The following is a 20,523-nucleotide window of genomic DNA, read 5'->3' on the forward strand; positions in this document are numbered from 1 at the left end:
CGGCCCCATGGCTCACCAGGCCATCGGCGCGCGACTCCGCACTCGCACCTGCTGCGCCGGTACCCGCGCATGCCACTGCACCACTCCCAGCGCCTCCAGCTGAAACTCGCTGCGCATCACCCGCCCCTGCTCCTCGAACGACAACTGCAACAGGAAATGCCCGCTGTTGAGCAGCAAGCCTTCACTGAGTGTCTCGAAGGTCTGGTCATCCACCGCGCCAAGCGCCTGGCGCAACGCTGCGGCATCCGCATAGCCGGACGTTGGTCGGCCACTGACGATGCGACTTAGCAGCGAGCGCGGGTAATGTCCCTCGTACAGCGCATCGAGCAACGGCAGATGCTCCAACCCCAAGGCATTGGCGTTGAGGCGCCAGCCCGTGGTCTGTGGCAAGGCGCAGAGCATCGGCAATTGGCCCTGACGTGAAGCATCGGGCTCCAGCAACAGGTTCAACTCGCTGGTGTCGAGCATGGGTTGGTTCGCTGCCAGGCGTGGCGGTTGCTGGCGCAGGTACTGGGCACTCTCGGCGCCCTGCAGGCGGGCGTCACTGTCGCTGTCGAGCCAGTCGGCCAAGGCATCGACCAGGCGTTCGGCCGCCATGTCGTCCCCCAGCAGGAAGCGCAACTGGCGCTCGGCCCGTTCGCCGTCTGCCCCAAGCAGCGCGTTGACGTTGAAACAGGTGTGCTGGTCGCTGACGCGCAGTTGCGCCTTGCCGGCGCCGAAATCATACGTCAGTGGTTGTCCGCGCAATGCCTGCCAGAACAGCGGGCTTTGACGCCAGGCTGGGTCGCGCAATGCCTGTTCGGCATAGGCCAACCCCGCCTGCTCCATGGCTCGCACCTGCACACGCTGATGCAACAGGCGAACCTCGTCGACCTGGCGTCGGCCATCCTCCACCATCCAGGCCATGCCTGCAGCGAGCATCGCCAGCACCACCATCACCATCAGCAGCGCTGCCCCCCGCTGTCGCCTGCCACCCATCCCTCACCGCCTTGCTGGTCACTGAAAGCGCCAGTCAACACCCAGGGTGTTGCAGTCAGATGGCAATCAAGGGGCGGTCATGTTCATGTCATCTGCACCGGGCAGGATTACCTTTCCTTTTCATGACCTTACAGGAGTGGTCGCACATGGGTGGCATTGGAATCTGGCAACTGGTCATCGTTCTGCTGATCGTGTTTCTGTTGTTCGGCACCAAACGCCTCAAAGGCCTGGGCAGCGACGTCGGCGAGGCGATCCAGGGCTTTCGCAAATCCATGGGCGGCGATGGGGATGCCAACGCCAACCCGCAGCCGCCACAGCCCGCGCCGCTGACGACTCAGCAAGCACAGTCGGATCGACAGGCCTGATGTTCGAGGTTGGTTTCAGCGAACTGCTGCTGGTAGGTGTCATCGCCTTGCTGGTACTGGGCCCGGAACGTTTGCCGGTGGCGGCACGTACCCTGGGGCGTGGCCTCGGCCAGGCACGCCGGGCCATGAACGCACTGCGCACGCAGATGGAGCGCGAGATCGACATGCCGAACCTGGACAGCGCACCGTTGCAACGTCTTGAGCAGGATATACGCCGAGGCATCAGCCTCAACACGGCGCCGGCCAACGATGCAGACACCGCCAGCCTACCGAAGGAGAATGCTTCATGAGCGTTGCCATGGACCCGGCAACGGGGATGCCGCTGACCGAACATCTGCGCGAACTGCGCAAGCGCCTGGTGCGCTGCCTGCTGGTGATCGCCGTGGTATTCGCCGGCCTGTTTCCCTTCGCCCAAACTCTCTACACGCTGATCTCCGAGCCGCTGCGGCGCTTTCTACCCGAAGGCGCGAGCATGATCGCCACCAGCGTGACCTCACCGTTCCTGACGCCGTTCAAGCTGACGGCCCTGTGCGCGCTGTTCGTCGCCATGCCGCTGCTGCTGCACCAGGCCTGGGGCTTTTTGGCCCCTGGCCTGTACCGCCGCGAACGGCGAATTGCCCTGCCGCTGCTGGTGTCGAGCATCGTGCTGTTCTATGCCGGCATGGCGTTCGCGTTCTTCTTGGTGTTTCCGATGATGTTCGGCTTTTTTGCCAGCGTGACACCTGAAGGCGTGGCGATGATGACCGACATCAGTCAGTACCTGGACTTCATCATGGCGTTGTTCCTGGCGTTCGGTTTGGCGTTCGAGATTCCGGTGGCGACGTTCATCGTGATCTGGACGGGGCTGGCCGATGTGGCCAGGTTACGGCGCAGCCGACCCTACGTGATCGTCGGCTGTTTTGTGGTGGGGATGATTCTGACGCCGCCTGACGTGTTTTCGCAGACGATGTTGGCGGTACCGATGTGGGTGCTGTTCGAACTGGGGCTGGTGGCGAGCACGCTGGTCGGCGCGCACCCGCCCCCTGGAATGCAGGCCGATGCGACCGGTGAGGAAAACCTCTCCCTCAGGTAAGGCTGCTCGGTTCATCCGGGTAATCCAGGCCACCAGACTGGGCGTTCCATTCTGTACGGAAAGACGCCCATGCCCATTGAAACCAACGTCAACAGCCCAACCCTGGAAAGCACCTATGAGCTGGGCCGACTCGATGCCTTGGCCCGGCACACCGACAAAGCGCTCTTCGTCACGCTGCTGATGTCAGTGTTTGGTACCGACCTGCCAGTCGCTACCTATTTGAAACTGCGGGCAGCCTTGCATGAGGGCAACATCGCCAACCCGAGCTATCGGATCGATGCCCAGGAAAGCACCCTTGCCCGCTATGACGGCGCCAGCCGTACGATTGTCGTAGCGATTTCCGCGATCGCGCAGGCACGCGACGAAGCCTTCATGAGTGTCAATCTGTTCAACGCCATGACCAGGGCGTTCGGCGAATACCTGCGCAGCGTGATACGCCGAGACATCGACGAACGTGCACAGGAACGCTCACCTGAGTCCCAGGCCGAGACAGCGCACGACGTCGGCACCGATTACGCCGCCATGATGTTCTTCTACGGTGCCAGCGCAACCGACCACACCGTGTACGCCAACTACGCGGGTGAAGACTTGCGCCTGACGATGCCTACCCTGGAGCCGCTCCCTCAAACCGCAGCGTTCGTCGCAGGTAACGGCCACGACAAGGCTGGCTCTTTCGGTCACGAGGCCTTGGAAAGGGGCTTGGCATCCGTGGGGTTCACTGACGAAGAACGTCGGAGCATCTACTTCGGCAACTGGTTGCGCGATCACTCACAGTTGCTGGACCCCAAAATCGTGCGTAAACCGGACGAACCGAAGAACTTTCCGTCAACATTGTCGCGAGCCGCGCTGACCAAGCTGGTCGACTTGTTGGCACTCAAGGAATTTCACGACCTGCAGGACACCCCAGCCGGCCGCCGCGCCTACACCGTGGATGAGGAAAAACTTGGGGTATACCGGCCTTCCGAGCATATCGACAATCCGCTGAACCCGGCCAGCGACAGCATCGACCCTCAGGCCATCGATCCGGACTTCGAGCCGTTGGTAAAGGCTGACGACCCACTGCTGCGGGTCCATCCTGCGCGCTCCATTTCGAACTACGTCGACCATGCCGCCCGCTACATGTACAACAAGCTGATCGACGCCATGAACGCGGGTAACACGATCGAGGGCCGACGCTATTTCGGCGAAGCGCTGCATGTGCTCGAAGACTATTTCTCTCACTCCAACTTCGTCGAACTGTGCCTGCGCAAAAAGGGCCATGAGGTTCTGCCCTGGACCACGGAAACAGACTGCAAGCATGGCTTGCCGATCGTCACGGGCATGTTTGGTGGTCTGGACGTGATCGCCAGCATCGCCGAGCCGCTGGGCCAGATCTTTTTCGAGACGAAAGCGCTCGATTTCAAACGCACCAAACCGGGGGACCGCAGTGACGCAGAGCAGGCCCTGCTGATCCTGCTGGCCGAACATCCTACCGATGTGCCGCTCTCCTGGCTGAAAACCTACCTGGAATTGCGCGACAAGGCAGCGGCGGCGCCCTTGTTCGGCTTATTCGAAGCCGGACGGTGGATCACCCAACTGCCGCTGACGCTGCTGCAAAATGCAATCAACTCCACGATGCAGGGCATGCTGAACTGGGTTGCGGACAGCGTCGACGAATACCAGACGTTGTCCGGGCATAACCCCAATGAGAAGCCTGGCTTGCACCCGACACATTCACAACTGGCCAAGGATCACGACACCCACCCGTTTCATGAACTGGCAGCCTATCTGGCCACTTACGCGGTAGAGCAGGTGGGCCGCTCGATGTATGAATTCTGGCAGGGCAACACCGAGCGAGACCCGGCTAGCGTGGCCATGAATTTCATTCTGCACCCTGATGCCGACAATTGGCATGAGGACATCGTGGCGGCATGGGAGGCGAAAGACCCGGATGGATCGCGGAACAAGATTCAAGCGGGCAGCCGCCTGGAAGACCTGGTGCAACTGCAGGCGCAACTCGAGAGAGAGGAAAAGGACAGGGTGAGAGTGCTGGGAGAGCAGTACCGCAACGCACCCAACACCGTCTCGGAAATTATCAGCAGCGCTTTCCCGTTCGGTTAAGCGCTCAAAACTGTTCGAGCCGCCAGACCTCGTAGGCTGGCGTCTCGTAAGGGTGACTCTGCTTGAGCGCGGCGACGACCTGAGCGATCAGGTCGTCGTCCACGACCAGCTCCACCTTCCACTCCTCCACCACTTCGACCTGGCCGGTTTGCCCCAGGAACGGCTGGCTACCGTCCAATGGGCGGAACTGGCCCTGGCCAAGTGTTTGCCAGGCGCAGTGGTCGTAGTCGCCAATGCGTCCGCCACCCTCGGCGAACACGGCGGCCTTGACCACTTCGAGGTGGCTGGCGGGGACGAAGAAGGCGAGCTTGTACACCCTTAGTTCACCCAAACGCGCGCATTGCGGAACATGCGCATCAGGGGTGCGTCTTCCTGCCACTCATCCGGGCGCCAGGAGTTCTGCACAGCACGGAACACGCGCTCCGGGTGCGGCATCATGATGGTCACACGGCCATCGCGGCTGGTGAGGCCGGTGATACCACGCGGCGAGCCGTTCGGGTTGGCCGGATAGGCTTCGGTGACCTTGCCATGGTTGTCGACGTAGCGCAGTGCCACGCAACCGGACACATCGGCTTCGAGCAGTGCCTCTTCGCTGGCGAACTCGGCATGGCCTTCACCGTGGGCGATGGCGATTGGCATGCGCGAACCGGCCATGCCCTGCAGGAAGATCGAGTTGGACTTCTGCACCTCGACCATGGCCACGCGCGCCTCGAACTGCTCCGAGCGGTTGCGCACGAAGTGCGGCCAGTATTCGGTGCCCGGAATCAGCTCGTGCAGGTTGGACATCATCTGGCAACCGTTGCACACGCCCAGGGCGAAGCTGTCGGTACGCTCGAAGAAGGCCTGGAAGGCGTCGCGGGCACGGGCGTTGAACAGCGCCGATTTGGCCCAGCCCTCACCGGCACCCAACACGTCACCGTAGGAGAAGCCACCACAGGCCACCAGGCCTTTGAAATCGGCGAAATCGACACGGCCGGCGAGGATGTCGCTCATGTGCACGTCGATGGCGGCAAAGCCTGCGCGATCGAACGCGGCAGCCATCTCGACCTGGCCGTTGACGCCCTGCTCACGCAGGATCGCCACTTGTGGACGTACGCCTTTCTTGATGTACGGCGCGGCGATGTCGTCATTGACGTCATAGCCCAGCTTGGCCGACAGGCCTGGGTTGTCTTCTTCGAGCAGCAGGTCGAATTCCTGATCGGCACCGTCGGCATTGTCGCGCAGGCGCTGGATCTGGTAACTGGTCTCGGCCCACTGGCGCTGCAGCATGCGGCGCTCGTCGTCGAACAGCACTTCGCCATTGAGGCTGATGGAGACGTCACCGTTGTTGACCGGCTTGCCGATCACCGACACACAGCCTTCGCCCAGGCCGGCGGCGCTGAATTGGGCCAGCACGTCCGGAGTGGCATCCTGGCGAACCTGGATCACCGCGCCCAACTCTTCGTTGAAGAGGATGGCCGGTACGTCCTTGCGGTTGTCGGTCAGCGTGTCGAGCTGCAGGTCGAGACCGCAGTGGCCGGCAAAGGCCATTTCCAGCACGGTGGTCAGCAGGCCGCCGTCGGAACGGTCGTGGTAAGCCAGCAGGTGACCATCGGCGTTCAGGCCCTGGATCACCGCGAAGAAGGCCTTGAGGTCTTCGGCGTCGTCGACGTCCGGTGCCTGGGCACCGATCTGGCCGTAGGTCTGGGCCAGGATCGAGGCGCCCATGCGGTTCTTGCCGCGGCCCAGGTCGACCAGGATCAGGTCGGTCTCGCCCTTGTCCATGCGCAGTTGCGGGGTCAGGGTCTTGCGCACGTCGGTAACCGGGGCGAAGCCGCTGACGATCAGCGACATCGGCGCGGTGACGCTCTTCTCGACGCCGTCATCGCTCCACTTGGTCTTCATCGACATGGAGTCCTTGCCGACCGGAATGGTCAGGCCCAGCTCCGGGCAGAGCTCCATGCCGACAGCCTTGACGGTGTCGTACAGGCGAGCGTCTTCACCCGGGTGACCGGCGGCGGACATCCAGTTGGCCGACAGCTTGATGTCGGAAAGCTTGGCGATTGGCGCCGCTGCCAGGTTGGTCAGGGTCTCGCCGATCGCCATGCGGCCGGAGGCTGGGGCGTCCAGCAGAGCCAGCGGGGTACGCTCGCCCATGGCCATGGCCTCACCGGTGTAGACATCGAAGCTGGTGGCGGTGACGGCGCAGTCGGCCACTGGCACCTGCCACGGGCCGACCATCTGGTCGCGTGCCACCAGGCCGGTGATGGTGCGGTCGCCAATGGTGATCAGGAAGCTCTTGCTGGCAACCGCCGGGTGATGCAGGACACGTTCGACGGCCTGGTCCAGGTCCAGCTCGCTCGGGTCGAAATCATCGCCCAGCTCGGCTTCGCGGGTGACCGAACGGTGCATGCGCGGCGGCTTGCCCAGCAGCACGTCCAGCGGCATGTCCACCGGCGTGTTGCCGAAATGGCTGTCGGTGACGGTCAGGTGCTGCTCTTCGGTGGCTTCACCCACTACCGCGAACGGGCAGCGCTCGCGTTCGCAGATGGCTTGGAAGCGCTCGAAGTCTTCGGCGCTGACAGCCAGCACGTAGCGTTCCTGCGACTCGTTGCTCCAGATTTCGTGCGGGGCCATGCCCGGCTCGTCGTTGGGCACGTTGCGCAGCTCGAAGCGACCACCGCGGCCACCGTCGTTGACCAGTTCGGGGAAGGCGTTGGAGATACCACCTGCACCCACGTCGTGGATGAAGGCGATGGGGTTCTTGTCGCCCAGCTGCCAGCAGCGGTCGATGACCTCCTGGCAACGGCGCTCCATTTCCGGGTTTTCGCGCTGTACCGAGGCGAAGTCCAGGTCGGCGGAGCTGGCACCGGTAGCGACCGACGAGGCGGCGCCGCCGCCCAGGCCGATCAGCATGGCCGGGCCACCGAGCACGATCAGCTTGGCACCGACGGTGATCTCGCCCTTCTGCACGTGGTCTTCACGGATGTTGCCCATGCCGCCTGCGAGCATGATCGGCTTGTGGTAGCCGCGGACTTCTTCACCACGCGGGGTGTTGATGGCCTGCTCGAAGGTACGGAAATAGCCAGTCAGGGCCGGGCGACCGAATTCGTTGTTGAACGCAGCGCCGCCCAGCGGGCCTTCGACCATGATGTCGAGGGCGTCGACGATGCGGCCTGGCTTGCCGTATGGCTTTTCCCATGGCTGTTCGAAGCCCGGGATGCGCAGGTTGGAAACGGTGAAGCCGGTCAGGCCAGCCTTGGGTTTGGCGCCGCGACCGGTAGCACCTTCGTCGCGGATTTCGCCACCGGAGCCGGTGGAGGCGCCGGAGAACGGGGCGATGGCGGTCGGGTGGTTGTGGGTCTCGACCTTCATCAGGATGTGCACCGGCTCCTGTACCGCACCGTACTGGCGGGTCTCAGGGTTCGGGAAGAAGCGACCGGCGACGTTACCGACGATTACCGAGGCGTTGTCCTTGTACGCGGACAGCACGCCTTCGCTGTGCATCTGGTAGGTGTTCTTGATCATGCCGAACAGGCTCTTTTCCTGAGCCTGGCCGTCGATGTCCCAACTGGCGTTGAAGATCTTGTGGCGACAGTGCTCGGAGTTGGCCTGGGCGAACATCATCAGTTCGATGTCGTTCGGGTTGCGCTTGAGGCCCTGGAAGGCGTTGACCAAGTAGTCGATTTCGTCTTCGGCCAGGGCCAGGCCCAGGTCGACGTTGGCCTGGGCCAGGGCCGCGCGGCCGCCAGCCAGGATGTCGACCGAGGTCATTGGCTTGGGCTGGGCGTGACTGAACAGGTCGGCTGCCTGCTCCAGCTGACCCAGGACGCGCTGGGTCATGCGGTCGTGCAGCTCGGCGGCGATGACTTCGGCGTCGGCGTCGCTCAGGTTGCCCGCGACGTAGTAGGCGATGCCACGCTCCAGGCGCTGGATCGACTGCAGGCCGCAGTTATGGGCGATGTCACTGGCCTTGCTGGCCCAGGGCGAAATGGTGCCCAGACGCGGGACGACCAGGAACAGGCGGCCGCTTGGCTCCTGTACCGGGACGCTCGGGCCGTACTTGAGCAGACGGCCCAGCACCTGCTGCTGGTCGGCGGTCAGCTCGCCGTCGACGTCGGCGAAATGGGCGAATTCGGCATACAAACCAGTAACAGCGGGGACTTTCTGGCTCAGTTGCTCGAGTAATTTACCGTGGCGAAAGGCAGAAAGGGCAGGAGCGCCGCGCAGGATCAACATCGTCGGGACAGCCTCAGGAAGGGGTGTGCTTAGAGGCCGTGCATTCTAGCCTAATTCGATAACTTTCGGCACCCGCTCTACGCCACGGCTGCCGGGCGGTGGAACCGGACTTTCGGGTCAGAAATTTAGGGTGATTGGATTGAGAGGCGCAGGGACTGGGGATCGAGCGCCGCCTGCGCGGCGCATCGCGAGCAAGGCTCGCTCCTACGCTTGTTTCGAGCCAGTAATGCCAGTGACGAACGCGCGCGAATCCCACAGGCATAACTGTAGGAGCGAGCCTTGCTCGCGATGCGCCGTGCAGGCGGCGCTCGATCTCCCATCCCCACTCCCCCTAAAGCCGGCCACCTTAGGCACAGGCGCAGCACATAACCCGCTACCAGACAAGCTAACCGTTGTCGAGATATGGCGGGGCCGGTCCTTTGCGTATACTGCAACCTATGTTCGCCCACACTGCTTTGCGCCAGCGCTGCGCCAGATGGCTCATCGCAACCGGACTCTTTCTGATGCTCGGTGCCTGTGTTGAAAAACCCAGCACCCTGGAGCGCGTGAAGGAGGATGGTGTGCTGCGCGTGATTACCCGCAACAGCCCGGCCACCTACTTCCAGGATCGTAACGGCGAAACCGGCTTCGAATACGAGCTGGTCAAGCATTTCGCCGATGATCTCGGCGTGAAGCTGGAGATCGAGACCGCCGACAACCTCGACGAACTGTTCGACCAATTGAACAAACCCTCCGGTCCGGTGCTCGCAGCGGCGGGCCTTGTCAGCAGTGAACGGCGCCAGACCCAGGCCCGGTTCTCCCACCCCTATCTGGAAGTGACCCCACAGGTCATCTACCGCAACGGCCGCCCACGCCCCACCGACCCCAAGGGGCTGGTCGGCAAGAAAATCATGGTGCTCAAGGGCAGCAGCCACGCCGACCAGCTGGCCGCGCTAAAAAAACAGTACCCGTCCCTGCAATATGAAGAGTCGGACGCCGTCGAGGTGGTCGACCTGCTGCGCATGGTGGATGAAGGCCAGATCGACCTGACCCTGGTCGATTCCAATGAGCTGGCCATGAACCAGGTCTATTTCCCCAACGTGCGGGTGGCCTTCGACCTGGGCGATACCCGCGACCAGCGCTGGGCGGTGGCTCCGGGTGACGACAACAGCCTGCTCAACGAGGTCAACGAGTTCCTCGACAAGGCGCAGAAGAATGGCACCTTGCAGCGCCTGAAAGATCGCTACTACGGCCATGTCGACGTACTGGGCTATGTCGGTGCATACACCTTCGCCCAGCATCTGCAACAACGCCTGCCCAAGTACGAGAAACATTTCAAAAGCTACGCCAAGGTCGAGAAGGTCGATTGGCGCCTCCTGGCCGCCATTGGCTACCAGGAATCGATGTGGCAGCCGGAAGTCACCTCCAAGACCGGCGTACGCGGCCTGATGATGCTGACCCAGCGCACCGCCCAGGCCATGGGCGTATCCAACCGGCTGGATCCGAAGCAAAGCATCCAGGGCGGTGCCAAGTACTTCATGAAAATCAAGGCAGAGCTCGATGACAGTATTCAGGAGCCGGACCGCACTTGGTTCGCCCTGGCCGCATACAACGTCGGCACTGGCCATCTGGAAGATGCCCGCACCCTGGCCAAGCGCGAGAAGCTGAACCCGAACAAGTGGTTGGACGTGAAGAAAATGCTGCCGCGCCTGTCGCAGAAGCAGTGGTACCGGCAGACCAAGTACGGCTATGCCCGCGGTGGCGAACCGGTGCATTTCGTGGCCAACATTCGTCGTTACTACGACATCCTCACCTGGGTGACCCAGCCGCAGCTCGAGGGCCAGGTGGCCGAGGGCAGCCTGCATGTGCCCGGGGTCAACAAGGACAAACCAGCGGATCAATCGCCGCCGATGTGAACCTTCACGGCCTGACCGCCGGCAAACCGGCTCCTACAGGCTGTGCACAGCCCCTGGGCAGCGCTAGGCTGAGTGAAAAGTCTTGGGATGAAGCTCAGGCAAGGCGAAAACAGCCGAGGAAGCGGCGTTTACGGGTTGTGAATGAGCCTACCGAGGCTGTTTTCAACGCAGCATCACCGCGTATCAAGGCTTTTCGTACAGGGCCTAGGCCTTGGCCCGGCGAGCCTTGAAAAACTCACTCAGGAGCTGCCCACACTCTTCGGCCAGCACCCCGCCTTCGAACATCACCCGGTGGTTGAGAAACCCCTGGCTGAAGAACTGTCCCTGGCTCTGCACGATACCCGCCTTGGGCTCCAGCGCGCCGTACACCACCCGCGCCACCCGCGAATGCACGATCAGCCCCGCGCACATGCTGCAAGGTTCGAGCGTCACGTACAGGGTGCTGCCAGGCAGGCGATAATTGCAGGCTGACTTGGCTGCCGCCCGAATAGCCACCATTTCGGCGTGGGCACTGGGGTCGCTGTCGATGATCGGCCGGTTGAAGCCCTGGCCGATCACCTGCCCATGCTGCACCAGCACCGCGCCCACCGGCACTTCGCCCATCGACGCGCCCTCGGCAGCCAGGGCCAGTGCCAGGCGCATGAATTCCTGATCGCGGCTGCGATCGATGATCTGCGCACGCATCAGACCACCGCAATCGCGGCCATCAGGCCGGTTTCCATGTGGTCGATGACATGGCAATGGAACATCCATGTGCCTGGGTTATCGGCCACCAGCGCGACTTGTGCCCGCTCGTTCTTGCCCAGCAGGTAGGTGTCGGTGAACCAAGGCTCGACGATGTCGCGGCGGTTGGAAGCGATTACCTTGAAACTCATGCCGTGCAGGTGAATCGGGTGCTGGTACTGGGTCATGTTCTTCAACTCGAAGATGTAGCTCTTGCCCTTCTGCAGCGTAGCGATGGGGCGGTCGGCGCAGGTCTTGTCGGTAATGTCCCAGGCCTGGCCGTTGATCTGCCACAGGCTAGGCGGCTTGCCGTTCTCGGTGTTGACCGACACTTTACCAACCCATTCGAAATTGAAGTTCAGCTTCTGGGCATTCTCCAGGTCCGGTTCGGCGATCGGGTTGGCCGGCAAAGCCGGCGGCCAATCGCTGGGCGCATCAGTGCTGGCCACGGAGCGCAGGGTGCCCAGGCGCACGAAGCCATCGCGCAGGGAAATCTCCTCTCCCACCTCTGGAATGCGGATGGCCAGGCAAATACGCATGCCAGGGCCAAGCCAGTATTCGTCTTCCAGCGGGCGCGGCGTGACGGGATTACCGTCCAAGGCATAGATCTTCGCCTCGCAGTTGCCCTTGAGGTTGAGCCGGTAGGTCCAGGTGTTGTCCAGGTTCAGCAGGCGCACGCGCACCACTTGGCCGGCAGGCAGTTCGGTGACCGAGTCCGGCTGGCCATTGATGGTGATCAGCCGCCCAGCCGTGCCGTTGCGCGCCGCCTCGCGTGGAATGCTGAAGGGCAGCCAGGCGCCCTGCTCGTCCACGTGCCAGTTCTTCAGGCTCAGCGTGCGCTCGTGGCGGAATCCGGTGGGCTCGCGCTCCTCGACGATCAATGGTCCGACCAGTCCACGCCCCAGCTCCTCGGAACTGCTGACATGGGGGTGATACCAGTAGCTGCCGGCGTCCGGCACACGGAATTTATAGTCGAAATACTCGCCTGGTTTTACCGGCAACTGTGAGACGTATGGCACACCGTCCATTTCCAGCGGCAGACGGATACCATGCCAGTGGATGGTGGTTTCCACCGGCAAGTGGTTGATGAAGCGCACCCGCAGCCAGGTGCCCTGTCGCACCCGCAATTCGGTGCCTGGGGCCGACGGACCGAAAGCCCAGGCCTCGGTCTTGAAGCCAGGCACCAGCTCCACATCCAAGGGGGCGGCGATCAACTCGTAGTCGTGCCCGGCGTTCTCGTCTTCGACCTTGCCCAGCCAGTACCGCGCCGCCCCTCCGGCGCCCAGGCCTACCACAACCAGGCCTGTCAGGCCTTTGAGCATTTGTCGACGGGTGAAGGACATCGGTGCGGGTACCTCGTGTTCGGCGCAATCAGTCTGCCAGCAGCCGCTGGCGATGAAGGGCGAATACGATACACCTGCAAATGGGAAATATTAAGTGAAGGATTGTATCGCTGGTTCCGAGCCTCTTCGGGCGGTGGAATCGAGTTGGAGGCGGGTTTGCACCCGCTGTCCTCTCACACTACCGTACAGCATTGCGTGCAAGTATCGGGCTTTGGTGGTCAATGCAACCTTACCCCGCCGTGCCGCCTCTATCGGCTTGCTGTTCGCCAGGCCAGCACCTTGCCTCGGGCTTCCTTCAGATCCGCAGTCGCGACACCCTTGCCCCTGGCTAACACGTGCCGTCGCCGGGTGTGCAGAGGACTTTCACCTCCAAGTCACCCGCTTGGCCACCACTACCAAGCGGGTTGCACTGATGCGCAACGCGCCGAGCCTGGCGCATTAACGACAAGGGCGCCTTGCGGCGCCCCTGTGGCTCAACTCATTCCCACTCGATGGTGGCTGGCGGCTTGCTCGACACGTCGTAGGTAACGCGCGAGATACCGTCGATTTCGTTGATGATACGGCCGCTGACGGTCTCCAGCAGCTCGTATGGCAGGTGCGCCCAACGAGCGGTCATGAAGTCCACGGTCTCGACGGCACGCAGGGCCACGACCCAGGCGTAGCGACGACCGTCGCCAACGACACCCACCGACTTGACCGGCTGGAACACCACGAACGCCTGGCTGGTCTTGTGGTACCAGTCTGCCTTGCGCAGTTCTTCGATGAAGATGTGGTCGGCGCGACGCAGCAGGTCGGCGTATTCCTTCTTCACTTCACCCAGGATACGCACGCCCAGGCCTGGGCCCGGGAACGGGTGGCGGTAGACCATGTCGTACGGCAGGCCCAGCTCCAGGCCGATCTTGCGCACTTCGTCCTTGAACAGTTCACGCAGTGGCTCGACCAGCTTGAGGTTCATTTCCTCCGGCAGGCCACCGACGTTGTGGTGCGACTTGATCACGTGAGCCTTGCCGCTCTTGGCGCCAGCCGACTCGATCACGTCCGGGTAGATGGTGCCTTGGGCGAGGAACTGAATGTTCTCCAGCTTGCTGGCTTCGGCATCGAACACGTCGATGAAGGTGCGGCCGATGATCTTGCGCTTCTTCTCTGGGTCGGCTTCGCCGGCCAGATTGTCGAGGAACTGTTTTTCAGCGTCGGCGCGGATGACCTTGACGCCCATGTTTTCCTTGAACATGGCCATGACCTGGTCGCCTTCGTGCAAGCGCAACAGACCGTTGTCGACGAACACGCAGGTCAGCTGGTCGCCGATGGCGCGGTGCAGCAGCGCGGCGACCACGGAGGAATCGACGCCGCCGGACAGACCCAGCAGGACGTTGGCCGAACCGACTTGCTCGCGAACCTGGGCAATGGCGTCTTCGACGATGTTGGACGGGGTCCACAGGGCTTCACAGCCGCAGATGTCCTGAACGAAACGGGACAGGATGCGACCGCCTTGCTTGGTGTGGGTCACTTCCGGGTGGAACTGCACGCCGTAGTAGCCCAGGGCATCGTCGTACATGCCGGCGATCGGGCAGCTCGGGGTGCTGGCCAGCACATGGAAGTTGCCCGGCATCTGGGTAACCTTGTCGCCGTGGCTCATCCACACGTCCAGGCCCAGTACACCGTCGTCATCGACGTGGTCTTCGATGCCATCGAGCAGGCGGCTCTTGCCTACTACATCAACGCGGGCATAGCCGAACTCACGCAGGTCGGAACCTTCGACCTTGCCGCCCATCTGCTCGGCCATGGTTTGCATGCCATAGCAGATACCCAGCACCGGGACCTTCAGGTCGAATACCGCTTGTGGAGCGCGGGGGCTGTTGGCTTCGTGGACCGACTCGGGGCCGCCGGCGAGGATGATGCCGCGCGGGTTGAATTCGCGGATCGCTTCATCGGCCATGTCGAACGGATGCAGCTCGCAGTACACGCCGATTTCGCGCACGCGGCGGGCGATCAGCTGGGTGTACTGGGAACCGAAATCGAGGATCAGGATGCGGTGAGCGTGAATGTCGAGGGCCATGACTCAATCTCGTCAGTGGAAATCGGAAACGACGCGGGGCTGTCATGACAGCCCCGCTTTCTGTTGTAGCTGGAAGCCTCAACCTACGCGGTAGTTAGGGGCTTCTTTGGTGATCTGCACGTCATGCACATGGGACTCGGCCATGCCGGCACCGGTGATGCGCACGAACTCCGGCTTGGTACGCATCTCTTCGATGGTCGCGCTGCCGGTGTAGCCCATGGACGAACGCAGGCCGCCCATCAGCTGGTGGATGATCGCAGCCAGGGCGCCTTTGTAAGGGACGCGGCCTTCGATGCCTTCCGGAACCAGCTTCTCGGCACCGGCCGAGGAGTCCTGGAAGTAACGGTCCGAGGAGCCTTGCGCCTGTGCCATCGCACCCAGCGAGCCCATGCCGCGGTAAGCCTTGTAGGAACGGCCCTGGAACAGCTCGACTTCACCCGGTGCTTCTTCGGTACCGGCGAACATCGAACCCATCATCACGCACGAGGCGCCAGCAACGATGGCCTTGGACAGGTCACCGGAGAAGCGAATGCCACCGTCGGCGATCAGCGGGACACCCGTGCCTTCCAGTGCAGCGGCAACGTTGGCGATGGCGCTGATCTGCGGCACGCCGACACCGGCGACGATACGGGTGGTGCAGATGGAACCTGGGCCGATACCGACCTTGACCGCGTCGGCGCCGGCTTCAGCCAGGGCCTTGGCAGCAGCGCCGGTGGCGATGTTGCCGCCGATCACCTGCACGTGCGGGTAGTTTTCCTTGACCCAGCGAACGCGGTCGATGACACCCTTGGAGTGACCGTGGGCAGTGTCGACGACGACGACGTCAACGCCAGCGGCAACCAGGGCGGCAACGCGCTCGCCGGTGTCCTTGCCGGTACCGACGGCGGCGCCAACGCGCAGACGACCCTGGTCGTCCTTGCTGGCCAGCGGGTAGGCCTTGGCCTTTTCGATGTCCTTGACGGTCATCATGCCCTTGAGGTTGAACTTGTCGTCGACGATCAGGACTTTTTCCAGACGGTGCTTGTGCAGCAACTCGCGGACTTCGTTCTTGTCGGCGCCTTCGCGAACGGTGACCAGACGCTCTTTTGGCGTCATCACGTCGCGGACCTTGGCGTCCAGACGGCTTTCGAAGCGCACGTCACGGGAGGTCACGATACCGACCAGGTCACCGTTCGCCAGCACCGGAACGCCGGAGATGTTGTTCAGGCGGGTCAGGTCGAACAGGTCGCGCACGGTGGCGTCGGCGTCGATGGTGATCGGGTCCTTGACCACGCCAGCCTCGAACTTCTTGACCTTGCGGACTTCGCCGGCCTGCTGTTCGATGGTCATGTTCTTGTGGATGATGCCGATGCCGCCTTCCTGGGCCATGGCGATGGCCAGGCGCGCTTCGGTCACGGTATCCATGGCAGCGGAAACCAGCGGAATGTTCAGCTCGATGCCACGGGTCAAACGGGTCTTGAGACTGACTTCATTGGGCAGTACCTCGGAATAACCAGGTACAAGGAGGATATCGTCGAAGGTCAGGGCTTCTTGGCTGATACGCAGCATCGCGGGGGCTCCCGGGCGGGAAAAATGGAAGCGCGCCATTATACTCATCCACGGCGCGCCGCTCAATGCAAAAAAGGGGCCTTCGGTCAGGCGCGTGGCACTTTTACCTGTACCACCGCCACCGGCTGGTCGAGCCAGTCGGCGAAGCTGTCAAGGAAGGCTTGGGTGAATCCGGCCTCGCCCCAGTTGTTGAAGATGAATCCCAGGTTGGAAAAGGCACATGGCTGGAGGAAGAGAAAGCCATTGATGTCATCTTCGAAACCACACAGCGGGCAGGTGAAGTTATCGCTGACGCCGGGCATCCACTCCTCCAGGCTTTCGAACAGCGGCTCGCCCACTTCGCGGCGGCACTCCGGACAGCCGGCCTCTTCGAGAAAACCTTCGGTCGGGGTATAGATGCAGCGCTTGAGCACCACCTCCAGCCCGTTGACCTGCTCGCCGAAAGGCAGTTTCTCGGGATGCAGCGCGACCTTGCGCGCGCCTTCGGACAGGGCATGGCCCATGCGGTTGCCGGTTCGACCACAGGTGGTCAGGTGCTCCTCGACGATCTTCTCGCGCACCAGCCAGCGCAGGATGGCCCTGGCACGGGCTTCGTGCACGGGCACGGTGGAAAGTTTCGGAACGATGATGCTTTGGGTGTTCATCAAGCAAGCGAGCCTACGGACTGCGGTAATGAGGCAATTCTAACGCTCACGCACTCAGGTAGCGACCGATCAGGGCCAGGCCGCTGGCCAGGACCAGCCAGGTGACCAGGCGCACGAAGGCTTCGCGGGACAGCTTCGTGGTCAGCCGGCGCCCGGACCACAGGCCTATGAACATCACCGGCAGCAGGGAGACTGCCAGCAGTAGCAGGCTCGCATCGGCATAGACACCGGCGATCAGGAACAGCGACAAGCGCACCACCGTGCTGCAACTGATCAGCGCGCTCTGGGTTGCCCTGACCTGCTCTTTCGCGTCCAGCCGTGCGCTCAGGTAAATGGCATACAGGAAACCACCACTGCCGAACAACGCCCCGAACAGGCCGCCGACCGTTCCCATCGGCACCGCCCACCAGCCGGCCAGCCTGGCCGGTCGCACCTTCACAGCCAGGCCATAGATCGCGTAGGCGGTGACGAACAGCCCCATCAGTAACAGCAGCAGGTCGGACTTGAGCCCCAGCAGGAACACCACGCCCAACGTGCAGCCCACCGCCATGCATGGCAGCAGGCGCAGCAGCTCACCGCGCACCACATCACGGCGTGACGGCAGCAGGTTGCCGAATGCGGCGACGAAGTCGAGCAACACCAACAGCGGGATGATGCGGGACAGCGGCATGAAGTGGATCAGCACCGGGCCGGCCACCAATGCCGTGCCGAAGCCAGCGATACCGAAGACGATGTAGGCAACGCCAATGGCGAGGAGAATGGGTAGCCAGTCGAGAGGGCTAAGTGACAGCTGGGTCAGCATCTTGCTTGATTCCTGTGGAGTCCTTGGTGTGTCCGTCACCGGATTGCGCCGAGGCGGACAGGGGCATGCCTTTAGGGTTATAGCGCGTGGGTAATCGAGCGCCGCCCGCGCGGCGCATCGCGAGCAAGGCTCGCTCCTACCGTTGTTTCGGGCCAATAATGCCTGTCGAAGGCGCGCGCGACCGCCCGGTATCTCGCAGGAAAAACAAGCGTAGGCGGCGCTCGATCGCGACAGCATCATAATTCTCCCGCCATGCACTTGGCGCCCCCCACCCTCCCCCTTATCATGCCCACCATGATCAAAGACCCCTTCGAACGACTCGGCCTGGACCGCGAGGTCCTCACCGTCAGCCAGCTCAACGGCCGCGCCCGGGTGCTGCTGGAAGATGTATTCCGCAGTGTCTGGGTGGAAGGCGAAATTTCCAACCTCGCCCGCCCGGCCTCCGGCCACATGTACTTCACCCTCAAGGACAGCGGGGCGCAGGTGCGCTGCGCGCTGTTCCGGCAGAATGCCGCGCGCGTGCGCCAGGCCCTGCGCGATGGCCTGGCGGTACGCGTACGCGGCAAGGTCTCGCTGTTCGAAGGGCGTGGCGACTATCAGCTGATTCTCGACACCGTCGAGCCCGCTGGCGACGGCGCCTTGCGCCTGGCATTCGAGGCCTTGAAGGAAAAGCTCGGCGCCGAAGGCCTGTTCAGCGCCGAACGCAAGAAGCCGCTGCCGGCCCATCCGCAACGCATCGGCATCATCACCTCGCCCACCGGCGCGGTGATCCGCGACATCATCAGTGTGTTCCGCCGCCGCGCACCACAGGTCGAGCTGAACCTGATCCCCACTGCGGTGCAAGGACGTGAAGCCATCGGCCAGATCGTCCGGGCCCTGCGACTGGCCGATAGCCGTGGCTTCGATGCATTGATCCTGGCCCGTGGCGGCGGCTCGCTGGAGGACCTCTGGTGCTTCAACGAAGAAGCCGTGGCCCGCGCGGTGGCCGCCTGTGCCACGCCAATCGTCAGTGCGGTAGGCCATGAAACCGATGTATCGATCAGTGATTTCGTCGCCGACGTGCGGGCTCCGACACCTTCGGCGGCCGCTGAACTGCTGGCCCCGGACAACAGTGGCCTGCAACAGCGCCTGGACGGTTTGCAGCGGCGCTTGCTGCTGCGCATGCAAAACCGCCTGACCCATGACCGTCTGCGCCTGGAGTCCCTGACCCGTCGCCTGCGCCACCCTGGCGAACGCCTGCGCCAGCAAGCCCAGCGCCTGGACGACCTGGACATGCGCCTGCGCCGAGCGTTCATGCTAGACCTGAACCAGCGCCGCGAACGCCTGGCACGCCTGGACACCCGCCTGGCCGCGCAGCATCCGGGCCGCGCCCTGAAACTGCTGGGCCAGCGCCTGGACAGCCTTGCCGAACGCCTGCCAAGGGCCATGCGCGAAGTGCTCAAGGACCGCCGTCAGCGCTTCCAGGCGCAACTGCAGACGTTGCAGGTGGTCAGCCCACTGGCGACCCTGGCCCGCGGTTACAGCATCCTGCTCGACGAACGCGGCAAGGCCATCCGCAGTGCCGATCAGACCTACAACGGCCAGCGCCTGACCGCCCGCCTCAACGAGGGCGAACTGCAGGTGCGGGTCGAAGACAACCACCTGACCCCGGTCACCCTCCCCCTACTGGACTGACTCATGCCTCGCCTGATCGCGCCCCTGCTCGCCCTTTCCCTGCTGCTGCTGGCCGGCGGCGCCCAGGCCAGCTACATCACCCGCACCTTGAACAAGCCGGTGCCCGGTGGCGTCGCAGTCATCGACCTGGGCCCCTCGGCAACCGCACCCAGCGCACGTTTCGATGGCAAACCGGTGCTGGTGGTCAAGGAACAGGACAACTGGCTGGCCATCGTCGGCATTCCGCTGACCCAGAAGCCGGGCACCGCCGTCCTCAACCAGGGCGGTCGCAACCTGCGCTTCACCGTCGGCAGCAAGAAGTACCCCGAGCAGCACATCACCCTGAAGAACAAGCGCCAGGTCAACCCCAACCCCGCCGACCTGAAACGCATCGACCGCGAACTGGCCGAACAGATCAACGCCTACCGCAGCTTCAGCCCGGCCCTGCCGAGCAACCTGATCCTCGACAAGCCGGTCAACGGCCCGCTGTCGAGCAAGTTCGGCGTGCGTCGTTTCTTCAATGGCGAAGAACGCAACCCGCACGCAGGCCTGGACTTCGCGGTACCTGCCGGCACGCCGATCAAGACGCCCGCCAACGGCAAGGTGATTCTGGTGGGCGACTACTTCTTCAACGGCCGCACCGTTTTCGTCGACCACGGCCAAGGCTTCATCAGCATGTTCTGCCACCTGTCGAAGATCGACGTACAACCAGGCCAGACGCTGCGCAGAGGTGATGTGATCGGGCGAGTGGGTTCGACCGGGCGGGCTACCGGGCCACATATGCACTGGAATGTCAGCCTGAACGATGCCCGAGTGGATCCGGCGATTTTCATCGGTGCGTTCCAGCCCTGATATCGACGGCGCTTTTTTCGCGGGTAAACCCGCTCCCACGGGGGTATCACACCTGTAGGAGCGGGTTTACCCGCGAACGGGACCACCTAATTGAACCCCTCTTCACCTTGTTGCGCCATTGAAAAATACCGCGCAAGAAATCCAAATACACAGACGAATATCAGCGATAAAATCTCGTCACTGCGCTTTTTTTAAGCATTCCTCTCAATTTTTTCTGAACACTTGCCATCCCCCACCCCACTGGTTAGGGTTGAAGGCATGAAAACCTTCAGCA

Annotated in this window: 16 protein-coding genes; 7 read left to right on the plus strand and 9 right to left on the minus strand. The window is 62.9% G+C overall.

From position 1 onward, the window contains the following. Positions 1-12: 12 nt before the first annotated feature. The gene (gene gspK, locus IF103_RS19025) at positions 13-978 is read right to left on the minus strand and encodes a type II secretion system minor pseudopilin GspK (protein ID WP_023382068.1); all 966 of its coding nucleotides are present in this window, start codon (positions 976-978) and stop codon (positions 13-15) included. A gap of 146 nt (positions 979-1,124) precedes the next feature. Here gspK and tatA point away from each other — a divergent pair, with 146 nt between their 5' ends. From tatA to IF103_RS19045, 4 genes are all read left to right on the plus strand, one after another. Continuing rightward, positions 1,125-1,343: a twin-arginine translocase TatA/TatE family subunit gene (gene tatA / locus IF103_RS19030; protein ID WP_023382069.1), complete on the plus strand. Its 219-nt coding sequence runs from the start codon at positions 1,125-1,127 to the stop codon at positions 1,341-1,343. Continuing rightward, the gene (tatB, locus tag IF103_RS19035) at positions 1,343-1,633 is read left to right on the plus strand and encodes a Sec-independent protein translocase protein TatB (RefSeq protein WP_104881328.1); all 291 of its coding nucleotides are present in this window, start codon (positions 1,343-1,345) and stop codon (positions 1,631-1,633) included. The genes tatA and tatB overlap by 1 nt, the downstream gene beginning before the upstream one ends. Further along, positions 1,630-2,415 (plus strand): twin-arginine translocase subunit TatC, encoded by a 786-nt coding sequence (tatC, locus tag IF103_RS19040; RefSeq protein WP_023382071.1) that lies wholly within the window; start codon positions 1,630-1,632, stop codon positions 2,413-2,415. The genes tatB and tatC overlap by 4 nt, the downstream gene beginning before the upstream one ends. 69 nt (positions 2,416-2,484) lie before the next feature. Then, positions 2,485-4,515: an HET-C-related protein gene (locus IF103_RS19045; protein ID WP_104881327.1), complete on the plus strand. Its 2,031-nt coding sequence runs from the start codon at positions 2,485-2,487 to the stop codon at positions 4,513-4,515. A gap of 4 nt (positions 4,516-4,519) precedes the next feature. On the opposite strand, the gene IF103_RS19050 is transcribed toward IF103_RS19045, so the two are convergent. Beyond that, positions 4,520-4,831 carry a YqfO family protein gene (locus IF103_RS19050; protein WP_023382073.1) on the minus strand — a complete coding sequence of 104 codons (312 nt, stop codon included), beginning with the start codon at positions 4,829-4,831 and terminating at the stop codon, positions 4,520-4,522. 2 nt (positions 4,832-4,833) lie between these two features. Then, complete coding sequence (gene purL, locus IF103_RS19055) at positions 4,834-8,733, minus strand: phosphoribosylformylglycinamidine synthase (protein ID WP_023382074.1); 3,900 nt, start codon at positions 8,731-8,733, stop codon at positions 4,834-4,836. Positions 8,734-9,170: 437 nt separating this feature from the next. Between purL and mltF the strand changes: the two genes are divergently transcribed. Continuing rightward, on the plus strand, positions 9,171-10,628 hold the full coding sequence (mltF, locus tag IF103_RS19060; protein WP_023382075.1) for a membrane-bound lytic murein transglycosylase MltF: 1,458 nt from the start codon (positions 9,171-9,173) through the stop codon (positions 10,626-10,628). Positions 10,629-10,832: 204 nt separating this feature from the next. Here the strand turns inward: mltF and tadA are convergent, their stop codons facing one another. From tadA to IF103_RS19090, 6 genes are all read right to left on the minus strand, one after another. Beyond that, on the minus strand, positions 10,833-11,312 hold the full coding sequence (tadA, locus tag IF103_RS19065; RefSeq protein ID WP_104881326.1) for a tRNA adenosine(34) deaminase TadA: 480 nt from the start codon (positions 11,310-11,312) through the stop codon (positions 10,833-10,835). After that, positions 11,312-12,694, minus strand: a complete 1,383-nt coding sequence (locus IF103_RS19070; protein WP_023382077.1) for a multicopper oxidase family protein — start codon at positions 12,692-12,694, stop codon at positions 11,312-11,314. The genes tadA and IF103_RS19070 overlap by 1 nt, the downstream gene beginning before the upstream one ends. Positions 12,695-13,172: 478 nt before the next feature. After that, on the minus strand, positions 13,173-14,750 hold the full coding sequence (gene guaA, locus IF103_RS19075) for a glutamine-hydrolyzing GMP synthase (protein WP_023382078.1): 1,578 nt from the start codon (positions 14,748-14,750) through the stop codon (positions 13,173-13,175). A 78-nt stretch (positions 14,751-14,828) separates the two neighbouring features. Further along, on the minus strand, positions 14,829-16,298 hold the full coding sequence (guaB, locus tag IF103_RS19080) for an IMP dehydrogenase (protein WP_023382079.1): 1,470 nt from the start codon (positions 16,296-16,298) through the stop codon (positions 14,829-14,831). Between the two features lie 86 nt (positions 16,299-16,384). Further along, a complete protein-coding gene (locus IF103_RS19085; RefSeq protein WP_023382080.1) occupies positions 16,385-16,942 on the minus strand; it encodes a hypothetical protein in 558 nt (185 codons plus the stop codon). A 46-nt stretch (positions 16,943-16,988) separates the two neighbouring features. After that, entirely contained in the window at positions 16,989-17,744 is a 756-nt protein-coding gene (locus tag IF103_RS19090) for a sulfite exporter TauE/SafE family protein (protein ID WP_023382081.1), read from the minus strand. Between the two features lie 294 nt (positions 17,745-18,038). Here IF103_RS19090 and xseA point away from each other — a divergent pair, with 294 nt between their 5' ends. Together xseA and IF103_RS19100 are read left to right on the plus strand one after the other, a co-directional pair. Next, a complete protein-coding gene (xseA, locus tag IF103_RS19095; protein WP_104882340.1) occupies positions 18,039-19,418 on the plus strand; it encodes an exodeoxyribonuclease VII large subunit in 1,380 nt (459 codons plus the stop codon). Between the two features lie 3 nt (positions 19,419-19,421). After that, positions 19,422-20,249, plus strand: coding sequence for a M23 family metallopeptidase (locus IF103_RS19100; RefSeq protein ID WP_027906566.1), 828 nt, complete (start codon positions 19,422-19,424; stop codon positions 20,247-20,249). The last annotated feature ends 274 nt before the right edge of the window (positions 20,250-20,523 follow it).

The sequence above is a fragment of the Pseudomonas sp. SK2 genome (assembly GCF_016772395.1).
GTDB lineage: Bacteria > Pseudomonadota > Gammaproteobacteria > Pseudomonadales > Pseudomonadaceae > Aquipseudomonas > Aquipseudomonas taiwanensis.